The sequence below is a fragment of the Vibrio sabulosilitoris genome, from assembly GCF_055391395.1.
Map to the genome: position 1 here is coordinate 720,594 of NZ_AP029600.1, position 20,710 is coordinate 741,303.

Genomic DNA, 20,710 nt, shown 5'->3' on the forward strand with positions numbered 1-20,710 from the left:
TTGAGTAAATCTCAAAAATTAGATTTGGCGCACACAATATTGGTCAATTATTGGTAGTATGTGGTTAACCAGTGTGGGTCGTTAGTTCTGAGACTCAGATTTGATTGTCTTAATAATTATTTAAGTAGGAATAGCTATGAAACGTTACCAAATGTTTGTAAATGGCGAATGGATTGATGCTAAAAATGGCAAGTTTGACCAGGTAATCAGTCCTTCGACCGAAGAAGTGATTGCGGAAATTCAAGACGCAGATCAAGCAGACGCAGAGTATGTTCTGGAAGTGGCAAAGAAAGCACAAAACGACTGGAAACGTGTTCCAGCCCGTGAACGAGCTGACTTAATGCGTAAATTTGCTCAGGAAATTCGTAACAATCGCGAATACCTCGCAGAACTTTTGGTAAAAGAGCAAGGCAAATTGCACCGTGTCGCATTGGGTGAGGTTGACGTGGCTGCATCTTTCATTGAGTACGCGTGTGACTGGGCTCGTCAGATGGATGGTGATATCGTTCAATCTGATAACCAGAATGAGCATATTTGGATTCAAAAAATTCCTCGTGGTGTCGTTGTGGCAATTACTGCGTGGAACTTCCCACTGGCCCTCGCTGGTCGTAAAATTGGCCCAGCCTTGGTAGCTGGTAACTCGATTGTCGTCAAACCAACATCAGAAACACCACTTGCTACGCTAGAGCTTGGTTTCCTTGCTGAGAAGGTCGGTATTCCTGCCGGTGTCCTCAACATTGTTACTGGTGGCGGCGCGAGTCTTGGTGGCGCACTTACAGGTCACCCTCTAACTAATATGGTGACTATGACGGGTTCAACACCGGTAGGTCAGCATATTATTAAAGCGTCAGCGAACAATATGGCGCACGTTCAGCTAGAGCTTGGTGGCAAAGCACCGTTTATTGTGATGGAAGATGCGGACCTTGAACAGGCTGCAGCTGCTGCACTACACTCTCGTTTTGACAACTGTGGTCAGGTTTGTACTTGTAACGAGCGTATGTACGTTCACAGCAGTATTTACGATGAGTTTATGGCAACCTTCATGGAAAAAGTCCAGGCAATCAAAGTGGGTGACCCAATGGACCCGTCTTCTGATATGGGACCAAAGGTTAACCGACGCGAAGTTGAGCATATGGAGCAACTAGTCGCACAAGCTATCGACGAAGGCGCGACTGTGCTTGCTGGTGGTAAACGCATTACTGGTGGCCAATTCGATAAAGGTTTTTGGTTCGAACCAACCGTGCTTGGTAATGTAACGCAAGACATGACAATCGTGCACGAAGAAGCTTTTGGCCCGATTCTACCTGTTGTTAAGTTTGATACCTTTGAAGAGGTATTAGGCTACGCTAATGACAGTGAATACGGTCTGGCAACGATGATTTGTACTCAAAACATGAAATATGTACATCGCCTGACACACGAGCTAGAGTGCGGTGAAATATACGTTAATCGCGGCCACGGTGAGCAGCACCAAGGTTTCCACAATGGTTACAAACTAAGTGGTACTGGTGGTGAAGATGGTAAGTATGGCTTCGAGCAATACTTAGAGAAGAAAACATTCTATGTAAACTTTGACTAAATATTTCGACTGAGATATAAGTAAGAGCAAGCCGAGGAAACCACCCTCGGCTTTAAACGTTAAAAGGCAGGGTAAAATATCAGTGGCAGAAAAAAATCCAACTAACAAATACGCGGTTCCTGCTTTGGACAAAGGGCTTGATATCATCGAATATCTGGCTTCACAAGAAGCACCACGGTCTCAAGCGGAGATATCAACCGCACTGGGGCGTAGCGCCAATGAAATTTATCGAGTATTGGTTGGTTTGGAATCGCGAGGCTACTTGTATCGCGAAGAGGTATCTGGCAAGTACCGAATTTCGCTCAAATTGTACAACTTGTCACGCCGAATAAGCCCAGTACAGAAGGTTCGTCAATTCGCACTTCCACACATGGAAGACCTGGCATTTTCAACTGGCTGTTCATGCTATTTGACAATGCTTTACCAGAGTCAGACTATGGTGATCGTTCATGCTTCGAGTCATGAAGCTGTGTCGATGAACATAGCAGAAGGTACCTTGATTTCTACCATGTCATCGTGTCCGGGTAAAATATTGCTCGCTAACAGTAAGCCGGAAGTTCGTGACATGATTCTTGAACGCGATGGTGTATACAACAACATGTCGCAGGCAAAGCAAGACAGCTTATCTGTTGAGCTTGCCAATATTCGAGAACTTGGTATTGTCAGCGCTGACAGTCCATTCATTGCCGGAGTACAGGAGTTCTCAACCTTAATCGGGGAGCCTGAAGGCTTAGTTATAGCCTCTCTATCCATTTCTAAGATGCCTTCTCTGCTTAATGACAATACAGATGAAGATGAGCTGATCAACAAGCTACAAGAGACCGCAGCCACAATTACACAGCAGTTGGGATGTTAGTGTCGACGATGCCTGGCGGATTCGTTGATTAGGGCAAGTGGTAAACCAATTACGTGCTAACACCGCGGTGTGACTGCCCCTTCTCGATTAATAGTGGCTCTTAAGTAAGCAAGATCGAGTTGCACGAAAATCTCGCAACGGAGCGCGTCATGCATTGCGTCAAAAATACCAAGACTTCGCCCAAGACAGAGCGGCTTTTGTAAAGCAAATATTGTGTGATAAGCAACTAGAGGGTGTGCTCAATTGTCGAGTGACTGTTAGATATGGTTATGACTGGTTTTTACGAAAAATAGTGACCCCAAGTAGCAAGCCTTGGGGTCTTGAATTGGCTTAGTTTTTTCGGCAAAACAGTATTTTGCTGCTTTCATCGCCAACAAGCCAAGCATGAGGCGTATTAGCCTCAAAGGTTATCGCATCCCCCGCATTAAACGGTATCGAAGCAGTCTTCTCTTGATTATCCTTGGTTCCAGCGTACAAGGTCCCTTTGCCCGCAATTACATACGCCAGCCAGGTGTTTTCATCGCTATGAAGAGTAAACTCTTCGGCATTGGCTTCGATATCAAAAACAAACATAAAGAAGGTCGCATCTTCAATTGCGAGACCTTTCCAGCCAGGGAAATCAAGTGGACTGTATGCGGGTAGGGCACAACTGGTAAGCTCGCTCGCACGCTCGCCAAGGCTCATGGTGATATGTTGGTTCATAGTATTGTCCTCATTAAAATAAAAAGAGGCATTACAGCCTCTTTTTATTGGTCAAGTTATTCGTTATCCCACATTTCAGGCCAGTAGCGGTAGACACAGTGGCCGTGGCGTTCAAGTCGTTCTGTTGCCTCAGCGAGGAACTTCAGGCTTTGTGCTTTTGCCTCTTCCTGGTTACCAATCAGCAACACGTAGTGGTTATTGGCAATTTCTTTGCCTTGCTGATCTTTGAGGCTTAGAACAACCTCAAAGTCTTTTTCAGCATCGTTTGGAACTGTCCAAGTTAGCTGACCAAGTTGATTAGCAGAATCAAGCGCAATGTCTTGAGTCAGTGAGCCAGAGCATCCGGTTGGCTTACCTTGATACAAGACTTCCCACTCAAGCGTTAGGCCTTCAAGTGCATGTTGGTAGTCATTGATGATCCACAGATTAGCATTAAATTCACTGCCCGCATCCCAACGACGCTTGCTAAACTCAAGGCTAGGCAATACTGGTTGGTAAGTACGTTTCAGGTAATCGAAACTGATTTTCTTCTCACCGTAGAAGTCAACCACACCCCACTTAATGTCAGGTACGTGGGTAATGAAGTGACACAGCGCGACACCACTCATCTTCGGCTTACGACGACGGTAGGTTTCAAGAGCAAACTGAATGACAGTGCCTTGCGCAATTTGAGTCGCTTCAACAAATTCTTCTAATGAGCCTAGTTTGTAATCATTAAAGACTTCAAAGTTAAGGTTCTTAAGGATGTCGATATCGGCCCAGTGGTAAGCCCAGCTTGGTCCCATTGGCCACAGCTCATCTTGAGGAATAAATTTCTTCAAGCTGTCGATTGATGGGGCCGATGCTGCGGTAAGCTCAGGAATAATACAGCAGTCGAGGGCTGGGTAGTATTCTTCCATAAACTCAGCGCCACCTTGATAGTAGTGCTCATTCGCGTGCATTGACTCGTGTGCTTTAAAGCCCATGTTTTGTGCCGACTCTGAGCTAAGCGGTGAGGCTAAACCATAAGGGACATCAGTATGCTCTGCCACTGACTCACCAATGATTTCCATCAGCTTCTTGTTGCCACTCTCTTCGTGTGCACCGGAGAAGAAGACCTCTTCTCCACCCATCCAGAAGATGTTCGATGGGTGATTGCGACGTTGTTTAACGGTTTCAACACACTCGTGAAGAACACCGTTGATGAACTCTTCATCTTCAGGGTAGGCTTGAGTTGCTAGCGTAAAGTTGGTCCATACTGTGATACCCAACTCGTCACACAGACGATAGAAATCTGGGATCTCAGGCGGGTGCCAGCCGAAGATACGCAGGTTGTTGATGTTGGCCTCACGCACCATTTCTAGACGTTTTTCGTACTTCTTGAGGCTGTTTTGTCCGTATAGGAACGAAGGCTGACCACCCCAACATGCAGAACGGAGGAAGTGACGCTTACCATTGATAAAGAAGGTCCATGGGAACTCGGCTTCATCGCGGGTGTAACCTGGGTTGTAGTCCATGGTCACTTCACGAAGACCAATGGTTTCAGTGGCGAGATCAAGATCGACACCGTCTTGTTTAACCAATACATCAAGTTGATACAGATTTTGCTCACCCATATCCCATGGCCACCAAAGTTTGGCGTCGTTGACATCAATTTGAGCGGTCACTTCGTGTTCACCGGGGGCAACCATGAACTTGGTTTCTGTAAAGTAATCGCCAGTTTCACAGTTCTTACCACGGAGGTGAGAAACGATAGTGATTTCTTTCGCACTCTCTTCATGGTTGACGACAGTGTAGCTTGCGTTAACCACTGCTTTGTCTTCACCTTGAACCTTCACATCCGTGCGGATAGCCGCGACGCGAATGTTGTCGGTTGCTTCAACGCGAACAGGACGCCAGATGCCAAATGGCACAAGGCCTGAGAAGTAGTCTCCAGAGAAGTTAACTTTCTTACCGCCACAGTTACGGTAGTTCTTTGGTGGCGGATCGAGTTTGACCATCAACATATTAGAGCCGTCGCGCCAATCAGCAAAGCTAGCACACTGTGTAATGTCGAACTCAAACTCTGAGAACATACCTTCGTGTCTGCCAAGGTAGGTACCGTTAAGCCACACTTCACAGCTGTAGTCCACACCTTCAAACACTAGGCGGATTTTTTTGCCTTGCATTTCCGTTGGTAGGGCAAAGCGTCTGCTATACCACCACTCATACTCTGCTGCCCATTTGGCGCGATGCATGTTACGACCAAAATAAGGGTCATCAATTTCGTTTGCGCGGTAAAGATCGCTATAGACGTCACCCGGTACCTTGGCAAAGTTCCAGCTAAAATGCGTGCCTTGATATTCAGCAGGCAATAGGTGAAGTCCCTCGATGACACCTTGGCCTGGGCGCATGCGCTCCATTTGCCAACGGTCACCACTTAAATCTAGGTTAATACGTGTCATACATCCTCCATAAGGTCTATGGGGATAATATATTCATATATGAACGAGATATTCAAATGGAAATTTCACCTTGTGTGTCAATTATGATCCGGATCGCACTTTGCTGATTTGTGAGGACTTCTAGCCGTTTTCGTATTGCATATAGAAGAATTTCGGCGGGTTTGCTTTAGAGCTAAAAGCTTGTTCACAGTTTTTACAAGCCAAAAACTGTTTGTCTTGACTAACTACTAAAAGAAGCGCTTTAATTTACATGCGAATTAAATATTTATATATGGATATAGGCAATGATTACGCTAAAAGGGATAACTTGTGACTATACCCTTGGTCTTATTCCAATGGTGGCAACAGCAAAGCGAATTGAAAAAATAAACTCTAATGTAACAATCATTGGCAAAAAACGTTCGCCACAAGCATTTGCTTATGCCAATGCGAACGGCAATAAGCCAAATTACGCGCACAAGGCGCAAAAATTTGCTGACACGGTAAACCTGTATGGTAACGACCGCCTAACGACCACCTTGGGCGGTACAGGTAATGCCGTGTCGGCAAACTCACAGCATGAGGACATCGCAGCAAATAACACAGCGTTTGTCACAAACCCAGAAATGCAAGCCAACTTCCTTATCGAGTTAGGTGCTCAATCGGGACATAAAGATACTTGGCAGCGCGAGAGCACCAGCCAAATATTAAATAATTACTTTACGGATACCCTGCTAGCTCGAGAGCGTGGTGCTGTGCTTCACTCCCTTAATTACGGCCGGATGTCAAATGGAGTTTCGTTATGAAAAAACCGTTAGAAGGCATAACGGTATTAGAGTTTTGCCAGTATACGGCTGGACCTCATGCGGGATTGCGTTTGGCTGACCTAGGGGCTCGAGTGATCAAAGTTGAGCGCCCTAAATATGGGGATGCTGGTCGACAGTTAGCGACAAAAAGCATGTGGGCTGATGGCGATAGTGTGTTATTCCATACCTTAAATCGTAACAAGCAATCATTCGTCGCTGATCTAAAACGCGCCGATGATATTGAACTGATTAAGAAATTGATCGCAAAAGTCGATGTGATCACGCATAACTTTCGTCCGGGGACTATGCAGCGACTGGGGTTAGATTATGCGACGGTTAAACAGATAAATCCTAGCTTGGTTTATGCCGAAGTCAGTGGTTATGGCGAAGAAGGGCCTTGGCGATCAAAGCCTGGACAAGACCTGTTGGCTCAAGCGATGTCAGGGTTAACTTGGCTAAGCGGTAATCAACAACAAGTGCCAACCCCTTTTGGCTCTGCAGTGATCGATACGCTGTGTGGTACGCACTTGGTGCAAGGTGTTCTTGCTGCCTTGGTGCGAAAACGTCGCACCGGGCAGGGAGCCAAAGTTGAAGTTAGCCTGATGGAATCCGTGGTTGATTTTCAATTTGAGGGACTGACCGCCTATTTGAATAATCCGGAGTTTGCACCGGTACGCAGTGTGCAATCTAACGCCCACGCATACCTTGGTGCACCCTATGGGGTATATCAAACTAGTGATGGATACATCGCGCTAGCGATGGGAGATTTGTCACAGCTTAACACTGTGTTAAATAGCGCGGAGCTTGAAGATTATTGTCATGACGAGTTGTATTTCACGGCACGTGATGAGGCAAAGGCAATCATTGCCAATGTGTTGAAACGGCGGCCTTCTGCCTACTGGTTGTCCCGTTTACAACGTATCGGCTTTTGGTGCTCGGAGGTATATGACTACCCAACGCTCACCAAGAGTGCAGGCTATCAAGCGTTAGACATGGAACAGGTCGTCACTCGTGATAAGGCAACCCAATTGCGCACAACACGTTGCCCGATTCGAATTAATGGCCAGGTGATCAAGTCAACCAAGGCTGCGCCTCGCCTCGGGCAAGATAATGGCCGTGTATCTGAGGAGTTCGGGCTATGAATCTGCCATTAGAGGGAATTACAGTCCTCGACTTTACCCAACTGCTTTCTGGGCCAAGTGCATCGCTGCGCCTTGCTGATCTTGGTGCTCGAGTGATTAAGGTCGAGCAAGCTGGCAAGGGCGATCTGTCTCGTCACCTTTATGGAGAGTCTTATCGACTTTGTGGAGAGTCGTCTTTTTATCAAGCGATTAACCGTAACAAGGAGAGCATTGAGCTTGACCTCAAGAATTCACTTGAGGACCAGCAGTTAGTTAGAGAGTTGGTTAAGCATGCCGATGTACTCTTACATAATTTCCGCCCGGGTGTGATGACGCGATTGGGCCTAGATTATCAGCAAGCGAAAACCATCAATCCCGATATTGTCTATGGTGCGATTTCCGGTTATGGAGACAAAGGGCCTTGGCGGGATCTGCCGGGTCAGGACTTATTGATCCAGGCACTGTCCGGACTGGTTTGGCAAACGGGCAATGATGGGCACGGCCCAGTCCCAATGGGGCTAGCGATTGCTGATATGTTGGCGGGTGGACAACTGGTGCAGGGTGTTCTTGCAGCGCTGGTCGGCGGAGAAAGTACGCTGGTTGAAGTCAGCATGCTTGAAGCTATGCTCGATTTTCAGCTCGAGCCACTGACCCATTATTACCAAGATAATCAACCTATCAATCGAGGTAGTGTCAATGGAGCCCACCCTCTGGTGGCTGCCCCTTACGGCCTTTATCAAACTCAGGATGGCTTCATGGTGTTGGCGATGGGCTCGGTCACCAAGCTCGGTGAGTTACTCGAGTGCCAAGCGTTGCTCGATTTTGCGGAGCCAAGTGAATGGTACCATAGGCGCGATGAGATCAAGTTAGTGCTGCGTGATCTGTTATTGACCCAACCAACGGCTCATTGGCTGTCTATCTTAGAGCCTGCCAATCTTTGGTGTGCTGAGGTGTTCGATTGGCAGCAGATGCTGGCACATGATGGCTTTAAGGTTCTGAATATGCTGCAAACAGTCGAGCTGGCAGATGAGCAAAGCTATCAAACGACTCGCTGCCCAATTCGCATCGATGGCCAAATTTTTAGCAGTAAAAAAGGCGCGCCGACCTTAGGTAAAGATAATCGAGCCATCCGTGAAGAATTTAGTTTCGATACAGGAGTAAAACAATGAAACAAGACCCTTGGGTAACCTATTGTCATGACAATCGAGTTGGCGTGATCACCCTTAATCGTGCCAAAGCCAATGCGTATGATCTCGAGTTTGTCACCGAGTTTTATCAAGCACTGCAGCAAGCAGAGGCAGATAATCAAGTTAATGCGGTGATAATTCGTAGTGGGCTCGAGCGATTTTTCTGCGCTGGCGCGGACATCAAAGCTTTCCAGGCAAATTCTACTGAAGATAACCAACGCATGGTGGAGCAGGCTCGTGCCAACATGGCCTTGATGGAAGCAAGCGGCAAGATCTATATCGCCCAAATTGAAGGCCATACCTTGGGCGGAGGGCTAGAGATTGCGATGAGTTGTGATGTGCGGTTCGCCGCTGCAGGAAGCTACTATTTTGGCTTGCCAGAAATCAAGCTAGGTTTGATCCCTGGCAACGGCGGCACGCAGAGGTTATTGAGACTGGTTGGTGCCACAAGAGCATTGGAGCTTTTGGCAACCGGCGATAGTTTTTCACCAGAGCAGGCCGCTCAGTGGGGGCTTGTCAACCAGCTGTGTCAGCCAGAGCAGATCTCGGATGACGTGGTCGAATACGCCAAGCGTATCTCGCGCGGCCCGGCATTGGCAATTGCCGCGACTAAGCGTGCGATACAAGGCGGCGTTGAGCTCCCACTCGCTCAGGGGTTGGAGTTGGAAATGCAACTGGTGGATGAACTCTACGACACCTATGACGCCAAAGAAGGCTTTAAAGCGTTTGTCGAAAAGCGCGAAGCAGAATTTTTAGGAAAATAATAGAACGGTACCTTATATGAACAATAACGTGAAACATTACCCTTGTTTTATCCATGGTGAGTGGGTTGACGCATCGAATGGCAAAACATTTGACGTGATTGATCCAGCCAACGAGCAAGTTTGGGCAACCATCCCTGATTGTTCTCAACAAGATGTCGAGCGCGCGATGCAAAGTGCACAAGAGGCACAGCGCGCTTGGCAAATGCTCCCGGCCATTGAGCGTGGTCGCTATATTCTTAAATTGGTTGAAGTAATGAAGCCAAAGCGTGAGCATTTTGCCCGCTTGATCGTTAAGGAGCAGGGCAAAACTTTGGCTCAAGCGTATGGCGAGTTTGATGATACGTTGAACTACATGACTTACGCTGCTGAAGCTGCGCGTCGCATTCAAGGGGAGATCTTTCCCTCGGATGCCGCCAATGAGCAGATCTACATCAACCGCGTTCCCTACGGTGTGACCTTAGGCCTTTGTGCCTATAACTATCCGCTTGCCCTTATTGGACGCAAAGTTGGTCCAGCATTGGTCACTGGTAACACCATGGTATTGAAAGCACATGAAGCAACACCCGTGACGGCTTCCGAGTTTTGTCAGTGTGTTGAAGAAGCTGGTATTCCAGCAGGGGTCATTAACCTAGTGAGTGGCGCTGGTATCGATGTAAGCTCATGGTTGGTGACGCACCCATTGACTCGTCTCGTGTCACTAACCGGGAGCACGCGCGCGGGTCAAGCTATCTACAAAGCGTCCTCAGACAACGTCTCGGGATTGGTGCTTGAGCTTGGTGGCAAAGCCGCGTTCATTGTATTGGAAGATGCCGATGTGGATAAAGCCGCAGAAGCTGCAGTTGCCTCGCGTTACGCGAACTGTGGTCAGGTTTGTATTTGTAATGAATTAGTGCTGATACATGAATCGATTGCCGATGAATTTACGGCTAAGGTGGTTGAGAAGGTTAAGCAGATCAGAGTTGGCGATCCGATGAGTGACGTGGACATGGGGCCGAGTGTGACTCAGAGTGGCTTAGATCGTGTCGCCACTATGGTGGAACTCTCTGTTGCTCAAGGCGCGAAGATTGAGATTGGTGGTGGGCGTCCCCAAGGTGAGGAATTTGCAAAGGGCCATTGGTTTGCTCCAACGGTTGTCAGTGAAGTTACGCCAGAGATGCCAATTGCCGCAGAAGAGTTATTTGCTCCTGTGATGCCAATCATCAAAGTGACAAGCCTTGAACAAGCATTAGAAATCGCCAATAACCGAGAGGAAGCCCTTTCTTCATACGTGTATACCCAGAACGTAAACAAAATCATGCAGACCATCAACGAGCTTGAAGTCGGTACGGTGTTTGTCAATCGTCCAATCACTGGCAATGTGCAAGGCTACCACTCGGGGCATAAACGCAGCGGCATCGGTGGTGAAGACGGCATTCATGGTATCGAAAACTATCTGCAAAAACGCGTTGTGTACTGGAGCTATGAGGCATAGTCGCTTCAAGAGGGAATTTTAATGAAACTAAGCCTAATTACCTTGGCGATTATCGCCGGTTCAGTAACTCTATATGGGTGCTCGAGCGAACCGACGGCATCTAAATCAGGTTCGTCATCGGCAGAACAAGCCGAATACATCCAAAACGGCCTTTTTGCCAACCAAACCGCCTCTTTTGCCGAAGCTAAAGTGCAAACAGTTGATGGTCAGCCACAGCTTGAAGTCAAGTTCGATGGTGTGTCTGATGCCGATAAGTTCGTCTATTGGCCCCATGTGCGCTTTGCACCTGAAAGTGGTCATTGGAACTGGAACAACAAGGGCAGCCTTACTCTCGATGTTAAGAACCCATCTTCAGAGCACCCTCTGAGCATCGTGCTTAAGCTCTCTGATCGTGTTGGCATGGTCGGTTCAGCGGATAATGCAGTAAATTATGCGGTTCAGCTACAGCCAGGCGAAGAGCGCAATGTGGAGCTAATCTTTAATGGAACCCAGCGCCAGATACCGGGATATTTTGGTGGTGAGAAGCTTGATTTAACCACTCTAAGTGAGCTCCAAGTTTATGTACAAGGTCCGGCTGATCCACAAACGGCGATTTTAAGCAATTTCGACTTAGTGGATGCGACGGGTGACTTCATTGCCCAGCAAACTCAAACCATTGATGCAGGCCCAATTCCAACGATTAAGCCGCTGACTGAGTTTGAAAAGGGTCGTTTGGACGTGGTCAATAAGGGCTTTAGTCCGGCAACACGCACCGAACTGATTAAAGGTACTCACCAAGATAAAGCCTTAGAAGTGGTCTTTACTCAGGCTTCTGAATATCCAGCAGTAGCGTTTAGACCATCCACCCCTTGGGACTGGTCAGATATTGACTCCTTTAACCTTGCCTTTGATATTGAAAACCCGACCGACGATCCGGTACAGGTTTATGTGCGCATTGACCAAGCTGAACATCAGCAGTTGGGTGGGAGTGCGGATGGCGTCACTGACAGTATGATCGGTTCGATGGCGATTGCACCGAACTCGGATTCAACCTACTACATGACACTGACAAAGCCAAGCCAAGATGCAGTATCAGGTATGCGTGGTGAGCCACCTCGTGCAAGCTATAACGCCCAAGCAATCACTTACTCTTGGGGTGAACAAGATCTCGACAAACTCGACAGTATCTATACTGTGCAGCTGTTTTTAATGCAGCCAAACAAAGACTACAAGCTGGTTGTTAATGGCCTAAGATTAGTGCCGGACCTTGTTTCAGACACAACGCGATTCCAAGATATTATTGACGAATTTGGCCAGTACGCAGGCTCTGATTGGGCTGAAAAAGTACACTCACAAGACGAGTTGCAAAGTCAGGGTGCCATTGAGCTTGCTCGCCGCGGAAGCGTTGAGAGTCATCAAGGACGTAGTCAGTACGGCGGTTGGTCTGAGGGACCTCAGTTTGAGGCAACGGGCTTCTTCCGGGTTGAAAAACACAATGGTCAATGGAACATGATTGACCCAGAAGGGCACTTGTACTTCATGACGGGTATCGACAACCTGCGCACCACAGATACCATGACGATCACCGGGGTTGACTTTACTGACCCAGACACTCGCAGTGGCGCAGAGGTGAAGTCTGAGCTGCGTCGTTCGCTGTTTACCTGGCTTCCAGAAGACGACTCACCATTTGCACAGGCGTATGATTATGTTCCGTTCGTTCATACTGGGGCGGTTGAGAAGGGTGAAGTATTTAGTTTCTATCTTTCTAATCTCATGCGTAAGTACAACACAGAGACGCCAGAAGAGGCACTGGACATCTGGCGTGATGTCTCCCTTGATCGCATGCTAGATTGGGGCTTTACCTCACTAGGTAACTGGGCAGATCCATCATTCTATGGTAATGCGCGTGTGCCTTATGTGGCGAACGGTTGGACTATGTTTGGTGGTGATTACAAAGGGATCAGCTCAGGTAACGACTACTGGGGACCAATCCCAGATCCATTCGACCCTGATTTTGTCACAGCGACCCAAAACACGGTCAATAAGATCGCCTCTGAGGTGGACGTTGATGACCCTTGGTTGATCGGTGTATTCATTGACAACGAAATGAGCTGGGGTAACGTTGCCAATGAAGCCAACCGTTATGGTATTGTGGTTAATGCATTGGCTTATGACAGTGCGGAGAGCCCTGCTAAGCTCGCACTCGTTAAGCACTTGCAAGATCAATACGTAACGATCGACGCTTTAAACCAGAAGTGGGGAGCAGAGGTAAGCTCGTGGGAGAGCTTTGCGAAAGGGTACGAGTACCGTGACAGCTTGAATCCAGCGATGCGTACCGATTACGCACAGATGTTGGAGCTGATCTCAGCACAATACTTTGCTGTGGTTGAAAGAGAGCTGAAAAGCGTGTTGCCGAATCACCTCTATCTTGGTGCTCGATTCGCGGATTGGGGGGTAACACCTGAAGTTGCTCGCGGCGCGGCGCCTTATGTCGACGTGATGAGCTACAACCTGTACGCCAATGATCTCAACTCAAAAGGGGATTGGAGTCGACTAGCTGAATTGGATAAGCCTTCTGTGATTGGTGAGTTCCATTTTGGTTCGACGGATACAGGCTTGTTCCATGGAGGGATTGTCACAACGGCTAACCAAAAAGAGCGCGGTGAGATGTTCACCCAATATATGGACTCGATTCTAGAGAACCCTTATTTTGTGGGTGCACATTGGTTCCAGTACACTGACTCGCCAGCAACTGGTCGAGCTTGGGATGGTGAAAACTACAATGTTGGCTTTGTTACTGTGACAGATACACCTTATGAAGCACTGGTTGAACATGCTAAGTCATTCAATGAATCTATGTATGAGAAGCGTTACAAACTATCTCAGCGTTAATCAAGCCGGTTAGATTCTAAATAAACGATGCCCCTCTTTGTCGAGGGGCTTTTTTATTTTAGCTGGCAGGGAAAGTATGTAAGTTACACTTCGCTCACAGAATGCGTGATCACCCCAAAAGTTGTACTAGGGGTGTTTTTAGTTATTTCTACTAATCCTTGATAACTTTAAAATTGTCCCATGCTTGACTGGTTGGCATGACTTCAAGGCTGTTGATATTGATATGACTCGGTTGCTCGGCTATCCACAACATAATGTCTGCGATATCCTCGGGTTGAAGAGGGTTCGTGCCATTATAGATTTGGTTGTATTTATCTTGATCGCCGTTAAAGCGGACTAAGCTGAACTCACTCTCTGACAAACCGGGCTCAAGGCTGGTGACACGTAACCCCGTTCCGGCAAAATCTGAGCGTAGGTTGCGCGAAAACTGGGCGACAAACGCTTTACTTGCTCCATAGACATGCGCACCAGGGTAGCACCAGTTCGCAGCGATGCTCGCGAGATTAATTATCGTTGCCTTGGGCTGCTTGAGCAGGGTAGGTAACAGGGCATGAGTGACATTAACCAACCCGGTGACATTGGTGTCTATCATGGTGTGCCAGTCATCAAGGCTAGCTTGATCTGCAGGGCTTGCACCGAGTGCCAAACCGGCATTGTTGATTAATATTTCAATATTTCTAAACTCATCGGGAAGTGCGTCAATGACTTCGGTCACGTCAGCTTGATGCCGTACATCCATACAGGCAATGTGGACAGAGCAGTACTGTCCCAATTCATCAGCCAATGCCTCCAAACGTGACTGACGTCGCCCAGTGAGGATCAATTGATAACCTTGCTCGCCAAAGCGGCGCGCCGCCGCTTGACCAAATCCAGAAGTGGCACCAGTGATAAATACGCTAGGTGTATTCATAGTAAATATCCTTATTAATTAAAGCATCCAAAATGCACGTAGCAAAGAGATCGCCGAGAGTGAGAGCATTAAATAAAATGCAATATGATGAATGACGGGGTGATCTATTTGACGCTGTGCCCATTGCCCGATAAGTAATGCTGAAAGCGCCGTAACGCCATAGAATACGGGGTGATCAGGCAGTAAGTACCACTGTCTTGAGAGTGCGTAACTACAGCCAACAACAAGACAAGAGGTAAGAAAGAAATAGCTGATTATACAATGCCGTTGAGCAGCAAGAGGGAGGTTGCTTTGGCGCATATAGATCACGACCGGTGCTCCCCCTGCAGACACTGCGCTGGTTGTCCAACCAGACATAAACCCACACAGCCAAGGGGAACGTGAAAGCAGTTGAGTGATGCGGTTTTGGCTTTGGGTCATCAGAGCAAGGCCAAGTATCGCACCTGGCACAATGAGCTTAAGTATGGGGTCTGGTAAGTAGCTAAGTAATAGATAGCCGAAAGGCACGCCCATCCCTGTCGCCCACAGCAATGGGGTGAGCTTTGGTAAGTCGGTTTGTTGCCAACTTCGAGCTGCCAAAGGGAGCGAAATGATCAGATCAAGGAGTAAGACCGCAGGCACCATCTCTGCGACCGGGTAAAATCCAGATAAGACGAGGATGACTAACGCAGAAAAACCAAATCCAGTATAGCCGCGCAAGAAACCCGCGATCAGCAGCGTAGCGACAATGATGGCCTCAAGCACTTGATAACTTCCTTTGAAAATTAGATTCTTGGGTATGATAATTAACTATTTAGCCTGAGCTGGGCTAGTACCAGTTATAGTTAGTTTTTGGGGCAGTCCAAGACTGTTAGACAGACTAGATGGTTCAGCGTGGCTGATTTTCGCCAGGCCAAATTGAAGGTGTTGGTGATTCGAATAACGGACAATGCACTGACTCAGAGGCAGGTGGTCTATTATACCCAAGTAACCTCAAGATGCAGTTTCCACCAGATTTGCATGGCTAGCCGCCCGCTGTTTGCAGCCAAGGCGGTCACTTGGGTATATACGATACCTATTAGGCGGCATCTAATGAGGGCACAGTGAGCTATTTTTGTGCCGCTCAGAAGGTAGAGCACATAGGCTGTGCTTACTTTTTCATCATGTTTGCTAAATCCGCAAAAGGGTTATACGTTGCGTTTTGATGTTCATCTTGCCCCGGCTTGACCTCACTACCATAGCGCTCATGGTCAAGGTATTTGCTGTGCTCGTGATCATGGCAATATAGACAGAGTAGCTCCCAATTGCTGCCATCTTCAGGGTTGTTAGTATGGTCGTGGTCCTTGTGGTGTACCGTTAGCTCTCGTAAGTTTGAATAGACAAACTCTCTCGCACAACTGCCACATACCCAAGGATAAAGCTTGAGTGCTTTTTCACGATAATCAGATTCCTTGCGCGCATAAGCCGCACTGGTGCCATAAAAGTCTGACGACATAATTCTTTCCCATAAATAACAGCATGTCGCGCGATGCTAACATATGCCCAAGGAACCTCAAGAAGCAGCTTCAGGTAAATCATTCAGGTATCAGATCGCGGTCACAAAGTTCAATCGATGACTCGGATATGAAGTTTGGCCATAGATTCATCACATTTGCGCCAGTGCAAATTATTGATTACCCGATGTTTGTTTATCTAGAGCAATTGATCCAAGTCATAGGGTCTTTCCCTGCGTCAATCGTAATCTGAGTGGCACGTTACCTGATATACCATAACAAGCTATGGGGTTGTTTGAATGAATCCCCCCTTTAATTGATAGACCAGAAACGCACGGCTATCGTGCGCTTTATATTAGAAGGATGTAATGATGAGCAAGTATGATGACGCGATTAAACTGATGGATGAGTGTTGTGGCAATGGCAAAGAAATCATCATAGCGCTCGCAACAATCTCTTTAGAGCCCGGTGTTGAAGGCAAACCTCGCCCGGCAAATCGAATGCTGTGTGCCTACTACGAGGATGGGAACTTTTTCGTCTCGACTGATGCACAATCAAACAAAGTGCTCCAGATCGAGCACAATAATGATGTCACCATCGCAGGTTTAGATGGTTTTTCCTTTCAAGGGATTGCGGAGAACCTAGGTTGGGTTGGCGGCGAGAAAAACCGCCATATAAGAGATAAATTCAAGCAAACCTTCGATTGGTTTGACAGCGAAGGCGATGAAAATAACCCTGACTCAATCGTACTATTGATCTCCCCAACCATAGGCTCGATCACCGATTTCGAAGCGCGTTATGGCCAACGTGTGTTTGAAGTCGATTTTATCGAGCAAATAGCACATTAAAAGCAGAGGCGAGAGCGGGCTTTGCCCTGCGAGAGGCGAGTATTTGACGCGCGTCGAGAAATAACACTTACCGTAAATCATATAAAAGAGATTAGAACTGAGCTATTTCAGCGATCTGTTCTCGCTTCTCGCAGCGCAGCGATCTCGATTCTCGCCTCTTCCCGTCAAGGGAAAGATCACAAAAGTTGAGCGAGTTTTTTTATCCCCGCTTCAATCTTGTCGGTATCAATCGCTGAGAAGCCGAGTCGGATGTGGTTGCGACTGTCGATGTTAAAGCGAGCGTAGTGTACCGTTCCTGGTTCGACGAGCACGCCAAGCTCTTTGGCTTGGCGGGTGAAGGTCTCGCAGTTGGTGTGTTTGGGCAGCTTTAACCAAAATGCACTGCCGCCGACAGAGTCTGTTGTGATGCATTGCGGCAGGTGAGTCTCGATGGCTTGGCGCATGATACTCCAGCGCTCTTGGTAGCAGTTTTTCAGTTTGCGCAGATAGCTGTCGTAATGCCCAAGCGCAATGAACAGTGCGCAGGTGCGCTGATTATTGGCTGGTGCATGACGATACATCAAGCGACGTAAGCTGCGCACCGCATCAATGAGTGGGCGCTCCGCGACCATGTAGCCAAGTCGAAGCCCAGGCGAAAGGGATTTGGAAAGACTGCCGATATAGATGACGCGTCCATTGGTGTCGAGACTTTTTAATGAGGGACTCGCCTGGTGCAACACGTTGATCTCACTCTCATAGTCATCCTCGATAATGATAAAGTCATGCTCTTCAGCAGCCGCCAACAACGCTTCTCTTCTTGCCATCGACATAGTGACGTTAGTGGGTACTTGGTGACTGGGGGTGACGTACACGTAGTCACACTGCTTAAGCTGGTCACTGACCTCGACACCTTGGCAATCAATCCCCAGTGGCACGATTCGTGCGCCATGTGCAGAGAAAATATTGCGCACATCAGGATAACCAGGCTCTTCAACCCCTAAGCATGTCTCTTGATCTGAGAGCAGTTGGGCGAGCAAAAACAGTGAATTTTGTGTACCGATGGTGATGAGGATTTCTTCATGATGCGCCTGGATGCCACGTTTGGGTAATACGTTATTTTGTAGTTGTTTAATCAAGGCAGGGTCATCGCTGTCGATGGAATCTGAGATCCAGTCTTTCACCACCCCAGAGCGCTGTGACAAGCGACAACACTCGCGCCAGTGACTCAAAGGAAACAACGAATGATCAGGCTGACCAAACAAAAACGGATAGGGGTAGTCTTGCCAGTTTTTGGCTTTGACGATATTACGTTGGCTTGAAAGATCTTTTTTGACTCGCTTTGCCCAAAAATGGGCGGGCTTTGCACCAAAGTTGTCACTGATAGTAGGGGCGGAGCCACAAGTATTGGGCTCGAACGCTGCCTCGTTTGGGTAGTAGCCGCTGCGCTGCTGCGCCTCCAGATAGCCTTCATCCACCAGCCTATCGTAGACCAAAACCACAGTATTTCGCGAAACACGCAGCATTGATGCTAATTTTCTACACGAGGGCAGCGCTTTCCCCTCAAAAACTCCATTGCGCATCGCTTCCAATAGATGTTCCCGGATCTGCTCTTGCAGGCTTCGCTCAGGCGAAAACTGGATGTGCAGGAGTAAATCACTCTTCATTACCTAGCCTTATACGTTGTTATATATATCTATTAATCAGCACGTTGCATCAAATGTGCCATGATCCAGTGATCCAGTGATCCAGTTTCGAGGAGCGAGTTACACTTCGTTCCGAGTAACGAGGAGCTTAGTGCGCGCTGTAAACCACTCGTACCTCGAGCCTGTTTCTTAAAATGGAGCGAGTTACACTTCATTCCTATTAGCGAAGATCTTCTCACACGTGTGAAACCCCTCGCACCTCGCAGGGCAAAGCCCGTCCCCGAACCTCGAACCTGATTTACCCTGTCACCATAAATAGCCAATTCTGGATCTAACCCAAGTCTGAGTTGATTGCCTATGTTGTAACAAAAGGCAGGAGGGCTTATGGATTACGGACAATCAACTCAGGTTCAGCTTAGCGCTGAAGGTGTCGAGCAAATCGAGCAGTGGGACAAATCCCATGTTTGGCACCATATGACACAACATGCGCAGTTTAAGGACCAGGCGCCGCTGATCATGTCGCATGGCAAAGCGGAATATATTTGGGACATTAATGGTAAACGCTATCTTGATGCCAGCTCGGGTGGGGTATGGTGCGTCAACGTTGGCTATGGTCGCGAGCGCATCGCTGAAGTGATCAAGCAACAAGCCATGCAACTGAACTACTTTGCTGGCACCGCGGGCTCACCAGTAATGGCGGAGTTTGCCAATAAACTGATTGAGAAAATGCCGGGGATGAGCCGAGTATATTTTTCTAACTCAGGCTCTGAGGCAAATGAGAAAGCTTACAAAATAGTTCGGCAGATCGCACACAAGAAGTATGGTGGCAAGAAGAGTAAAATTCTCTATCGTGAGCGTGATTACCACGGTACGACGATTACTTGTCTAAGCTCAACCGGACAAGAAGAGCGACGTGAACAATATGGTCCATTTACCCCTGGGTTTGTTGAGTTTCCTCACTGTTGCGAGTATCGCAATCAGTTTGATTCGAGTGAAGACTATGGCTTGAAAGCGGCGCGTGCACTCGAGGAAGTGATCTTGCGTGAAGGCCCAGACACCGTTGGTGCGATTGTGGTTGAACCTATCACGGCGGGTGGTGGCGTGATCACACCGCCAGAAGGCTATTATCAAGAAGTTCAGCGTATCTGTCGTCAGTACGATATCCTCATTCATGTTGATGAAGTCGTTTGTGGTATTGGACGCACGGGTAAATGGTTTGGCTATCAGCATTACGGTCTTAAGCCAGATATTGTCACTATGGCTAAGGGCGTGGCGTCAGCTTATGCTGCTATCTCCTGCACCGTGACAACCGAGGAAGTCTTCGAGCAATTTAGCCAAAACCCAAGCGACAAATATGACTATTTTCGCGACATCAGCACCTTTGGTGGCTGCACTATGGGGCCAGCTGCAGCACTAGAAAACCTCAAAATCATTGAAGATGAACAGCTGGTCAGCAACACCCAAATGGTCGGTGAGTATCTATTGGCCAAGCTGTCCCTGCTCAAGGAGCAGTTACCTATCGTCGGAGATGTGCGAGGAAAAGGGCTATTAATTGGTATCGAGCTAGTGGCAGACCAAGCAACTCGCGAGCCGTTAACGGAATCGTTGGTTGCAGAAGTGGTCGGCAACTGCATGCAGCGTGGCGTCATTATCGGCCGCACCAATCGTTCATTCGCAAGGTTTAACAACACCCTGTGCATAAGCCCACCGCTGACCCTAAGCCTAGAACAGGCCGATGTGATCATCGAAACGATAACCGCCGCCATCAAAGACAAAGTACCAGCCACTACAGCCTAGCGACAAAAAAACTTCGCTATCCCCGCTAAAAAAGCCCTAGCTTCCAACTAGGGCTTTTTTTAGGTGGCAAGGAGCGGGTTACACTTCGTTCCAAGGAGCGAAGGTGCGCGCCGCAGGCACAGCTGTGCACTAAACGCCTCGAACCTCGACGCGAAGCGTACTTGCGTCTCGCCACTGTATTTCGCCCACTGTTTATTATTGCACCATTTTAGTGCCTCACCATAGTGCACATCTGGACCAATAAAGAAAATGGTTGGCACTACCGAACCTGTAACCAAAGTCTTAGGGTAAAGATGTCATAC

At 47.9% G+C, this 20,710-nt stretch carries 16 protein-coding genes; 10 read left to right on the plus strand and 6 right to left on the minus strand.

Features of this window, described 5'->3' with window-relative positions; all coding sequences use genetic code 11:
- Nucleotides 1-136: 136 nt before the first annotated feature.
- Both aldA (ACZ5R2_RS18920) and ACZ5R2_RS18925 read left to right on the plus strand, forming a co-directional pair.
- Nucleotides 137-1,579, plus strand: coding sequence for an aldehyde dehydrogenase (gene aldA / locus ACZ5R2_RS18920; protein WP_464903059.1), 1,443 nt, complete (start codon nt 137-139; stop codon nt 1,577-1,579).
- Nucleotides 1,580-1,661: 82 nt separating this feature from the next.
- Nucleotides 1,662-2,435, plus strand: coding sequence for an IclR family transcriptional regulator (locus ACZ5R2_RS18925; RefSeq protein ID WP_464903058.1), 774 nt, complete (start codon nt 1,662-1,664; stop codon nt 2,433-2,435).
- A gap of 330 nt (nt 2,436-2,765) precedes the next feature.
- Here ACZ5R2_RS18925 and ACZ5R2_RS18930 read toward each other — a convergent pair whose 3' ends face one another.
- Nucleotides 2,766-3,137 carry a cupin domain-containing protein gene (locus ACZ5R2_RS18930; protein ID WP_464903057.1) on the minus strand — a complete coding sequence of 124 codons (372 nt, stop codon included), beginning with the start codon at nt 3,135-3,137 and terminating at the stop codon, nt 2,766-2,768.
- 56 nt (nt 3,138-3,193) lie between these two features.
- Nucleotides 3,194-5,560 carry a glycoside hydrolase family 2 protein gene (locus ACZ5R2_RS18935; RefSeq protein ID WP_464903056.1) on the minus strand — a complete coding sequence of 789 codons (2,367 nt, stop codon included), beginning with the start codon at nt 5,558-5,560 and terminating at the stop codon, nt 3,194-3,196.
- A gap of 284 nt (nt 5,561-5,844) precedes the next feature.
- Between ACZ5R2_RS18935 and ACZ5R2_RS18940 the strand changes: the two genes are divergently transcribed.
- Genes ACZ5R2_RS18940 through ACZ5R2_RS18965 form a run of 6 tightly spaced genes read left to right on the plus strand, consistent with a single transcriptional unit; the run spans nt 5,845 to nt 13,759 of the window.
- Complete coding sequence (locus ACZ5R2_RS18940) at nt 5,845-6,345, plus strand: hypothetical protein (RefSeq protein ID WP_464903055.1); 501 nt, start codon at nt 5,845-5,847, stop codon at nt 6,343-6,345.
- The gene (locus ACZ5R2_RS18945; RefSeq protein WP_464903054.1) at nt 6,342-7,487 is read left to right on the plus strand and encodes a CaiB/BaiF CoA transferase family protein; all 1,146 of its coding nucleotides are present in this window, start codon (nt 6,342-6,344) and stop codon (nt 7,485-7,487) included. The genes ACZ5R2_RS18940 and ACZ5R2_RS18945 overlap by 4 nt, the downstream gene beginning before the upstream one ends.
- The gene (locus ACZ5R2_RS18950) at nt 7,484-8,635 is read left to right on the plus strand and encodes a CaiB/BaiF CoA transferase family protein (protein ID WP_464903053.1); all 1,152 of its coding nucleotides are present in this window, start codon (nt 7,484-7,486) and stop codon (nt 8,633-8,635) included. The genes ACZ5R2_RS18945 and ACZ5R2_RS18950 overlap by 4 nt, the downstream gene beginning before the upstream one ends.
- Nucleotides 8,632-9,417 (plus strand): enoyl-CoA hydratase/isomerase family protein, encoded by a 786-nt coding sequence (locus ACZ5R2_RS18955; RefSeq protein ID WP_464903052.1) that lies wholly within the window; start codon nt 8,632-8,634, stop codon nt 9,415-9,417. Before ACZ5R2_RS18950 ends, ACZ5R2_RS18955 begins: the two co-directional genes overlap by 4 nt.
- A gap of 16 nt (nt 9,418-9,433) precedes the next feature.
- On the plus strand, nt 9,434-10,888 hold the full coding sequence (gene aldA / locus ACZ5R2_RS18960; protein WP_464903051.1) for an aldehyde dehydrogenase: 1,455 nt from the start codon (nt 9,434-9,436) through the stop codon (nt 10,886-10,888).
- A 21-nt stretch (nt 10,889-10,909) separates the two neighbouring features.
- Nucleotides 10,910-13,759, plus strand: a complete 2,850-nt coding sequence (locus tag ACZ5R2_RS18965; protein ID WP_464903050.1) for a beta-galactosidase — start codon at nt 10,910-10,912, stop codon at nt 13,757-13,759.
- Nucleotides 13,760-13,910: 151 nt separating this feature from the next.
- Here the strand turns inward: ACZ5R2_RS18965 and ACZ5R2_RS18970 are convergent, their stop codons facing one another.
- The 3 genes from ACZ5R2_RS18970 to ACZ5R2_RS18980 form a co-directional block, all read right to left on the minus strand.
- Nucleotides 13,911-14,669 (minus strand): SDR family NAD(P)-dependent oxidoreductase, encoded by a 759-nt coding sequence (locus tag ACZ5R2_RS18970; protein ID WP_464903049.1) that lies wholly within the window; start codon nt 14,667-14,669, stop codon nt 13,911-13,913.
- Between the two features lie 18 nt (nt 14,670-14,687).
- Nucleotides 14,688-15,413 carry a TSUP family transporter gene (locus tag ACZ5R2_RS18975; protein WP_464903048.1) on the minus strand — a complete coding sequence of 242 codons (726 nt, stop codon included), beginning with the start codon at nt 15,411-15,413 and terminating at the stop codon, nt 14,688-14,690.
- Nucleotides 15,414-15,798: 385 nt separating this feature from the next.
- The gene (locus ACZ5R2_RS18980; protein ID WP_464903047.1) at nt 15,799-16,143 is read right to left on the minus strand and encodes a YajD family HNH nuclease; all 345 of its coding nucleotides are present in this window, start codon (nt 16,141-16,143) and stop codon (nt 15,799-15,801) included.
- 366 nt (nt 16,144-16,509) lie between these two features.
- Between ACZ5R2_RS18980 and ACZ5R2_RS18985 the strand changes: the two genes are divergently transcribed.
- Complete coding sequence (locus ACZ5R2_RS18985; protein WP_464903046.1) at nt 16,510-16,989, plus strand: pyridoxamine 5'-phosphate oxidase family protein; 480 nt, start codon at nt 16,510-16,512, stop codon at nt 16,987-16,989.
- 176 nt (nt 16,990-17,165) lie between these two features.
- Here the strand turns inward: ACZ5R2_RS18985 and pdxR are convergent, their stop codons facing one another.
- Nucleotides 17,166-18,632, minus strand: a complete 1,467-nt coding sequence (pdxR, locus tag ACZ5R2_RS18990) for a MocR-like pyridoxine biosynthesis transcription factor PdxR (protein ID WP_464903045.1) — start codon at nt 18,630-18,632, stop codon at nt 17,166-17,168.
- Nucleotides 18,633-18,995: 363 nt separating this feature from the next.
- Between pdxR and ACZ5R2_RS18995 the strand changes: the two genes are divergently transcribed.
- On the plus strand, nt 18,996-20,408 hold the full coding sequence (locus ACZ5R2_RS18995; RefSeq protein WP_464903044.1) for an aminotransferase family protein: 1,413 nt from the start codon (nt 18,996-18,998) through the stop codon (nt 20,406-20,408).
- The last annotated feature ends 302 nt before the right edge of the window (nt 20,409-20,710 follow it).

What these genes read in the sequence shown, in the direction of transcription:
- aldA (WP_464903059.1), top strand. Translation starts at nt 137, where the DNA reads ATGAAACGTTACCAAATGTTTGTAAATGGCGAATGGATTGATGCTAAA.
- ACZ5R2_RS18930 (WP_464903057.1), bottom strand. Translation starts at nt 3,137, where the DNA reads ATGAACCAACATATCACCATGAGCCTTGGCGAGCGTGCGAGCGAGCTT.
- ACZ5R2_RS18935 (WP_464903056.1), bottom strand. Translation starts at nt 5,560, where the DNA reads ATGACACGTATTAACCTAGATTTAAGTGGTGACCGTTGGCAAATGGAG.
- ACZ5R2_RS18940 (WP_464903055.1), top strand. Translation starts at nt 5,845, where the DNA reads ATGATTACGCTAAAAGGGATAACTTGTGACTATACCCTTGGTCTTATT.
- ACZ5R2_RS18945 (WP_464903054.1), top strand. Translation starts at nt 6,342, where the DNA reads ATGAAAAAACCGTTAGAAGGCATAACGGTATTAGAGTTTTGCCAGTAT.
- ACZ5R2_RS18950 (WP_464903053.1), top strand. Translation starts at nt 7,484, where the DNA reads ATGAATCTGCCATTAGAGGGAATTACAGTCCTCGACTTTACCCAACTG.
- ACZ5R2_RS18955 (WP_464903052.1), top strand. Translation starts at nt 8,632, where the DNA reads ATGAAACAAGACCCTTGGGTAACCTATTGTCATGACAATCGAGTTGGC.
- aldA (WP_464903051.1), top strand. Translation starts at nt 9,434, where the DNA reads ATGAACAATAACGTGAAACATTACCCTTGTTTTATCCATGGTGAGTGG.
- ACZ5R2_RS18965 (WP_464903050.1), top strand. Translation starts at nt 10,910, where the DNA reads ATGAAACTAAGCCTAATTACCTTGGCGATTATCGCCGGTTCAGTAACT.
- ACZ5R2_RS18970 (WP_464903049.1), bottom strand. Translation starts at nt 14,669, where the DNA reads ATGAATACACCTAGCGTATTTATCACTGGTGCCACTTCTGGATTTGGT.
- ACZ5R2_RS18980 (WP_464903047.1), bottom strand. Translation starts at nt 16,143, where the DNA reads ATGTCGTCAGACTTTTATGGCACCAGTGCGGCTTATGCGCGCAAGGAA.
- ACZ5R2_RS18985 (WP_464903046.1), top strand. Translation starts at nt 16,510, where the DNA reads ATGATGAGCAAGTATGATGACGCGATTAAACTGATGGATGAGTGTTGT.
- pdxR (WP_464903045.1), bottom strand. Translation starts at nt 18,632, where the DNA reads ATGAAGAGTGATTTACTCCTGCACATCCAGTTTTCGCCTGAGCGAAGC.
- ACZ5R2_RS18995 (WP_464903044.1), top strand. Translation starts at nt 18,996, where the DNA reads ATGGATTACGGACAATCAACTCAGGTTCAGCTTAGCGCTGAAGGTGTC.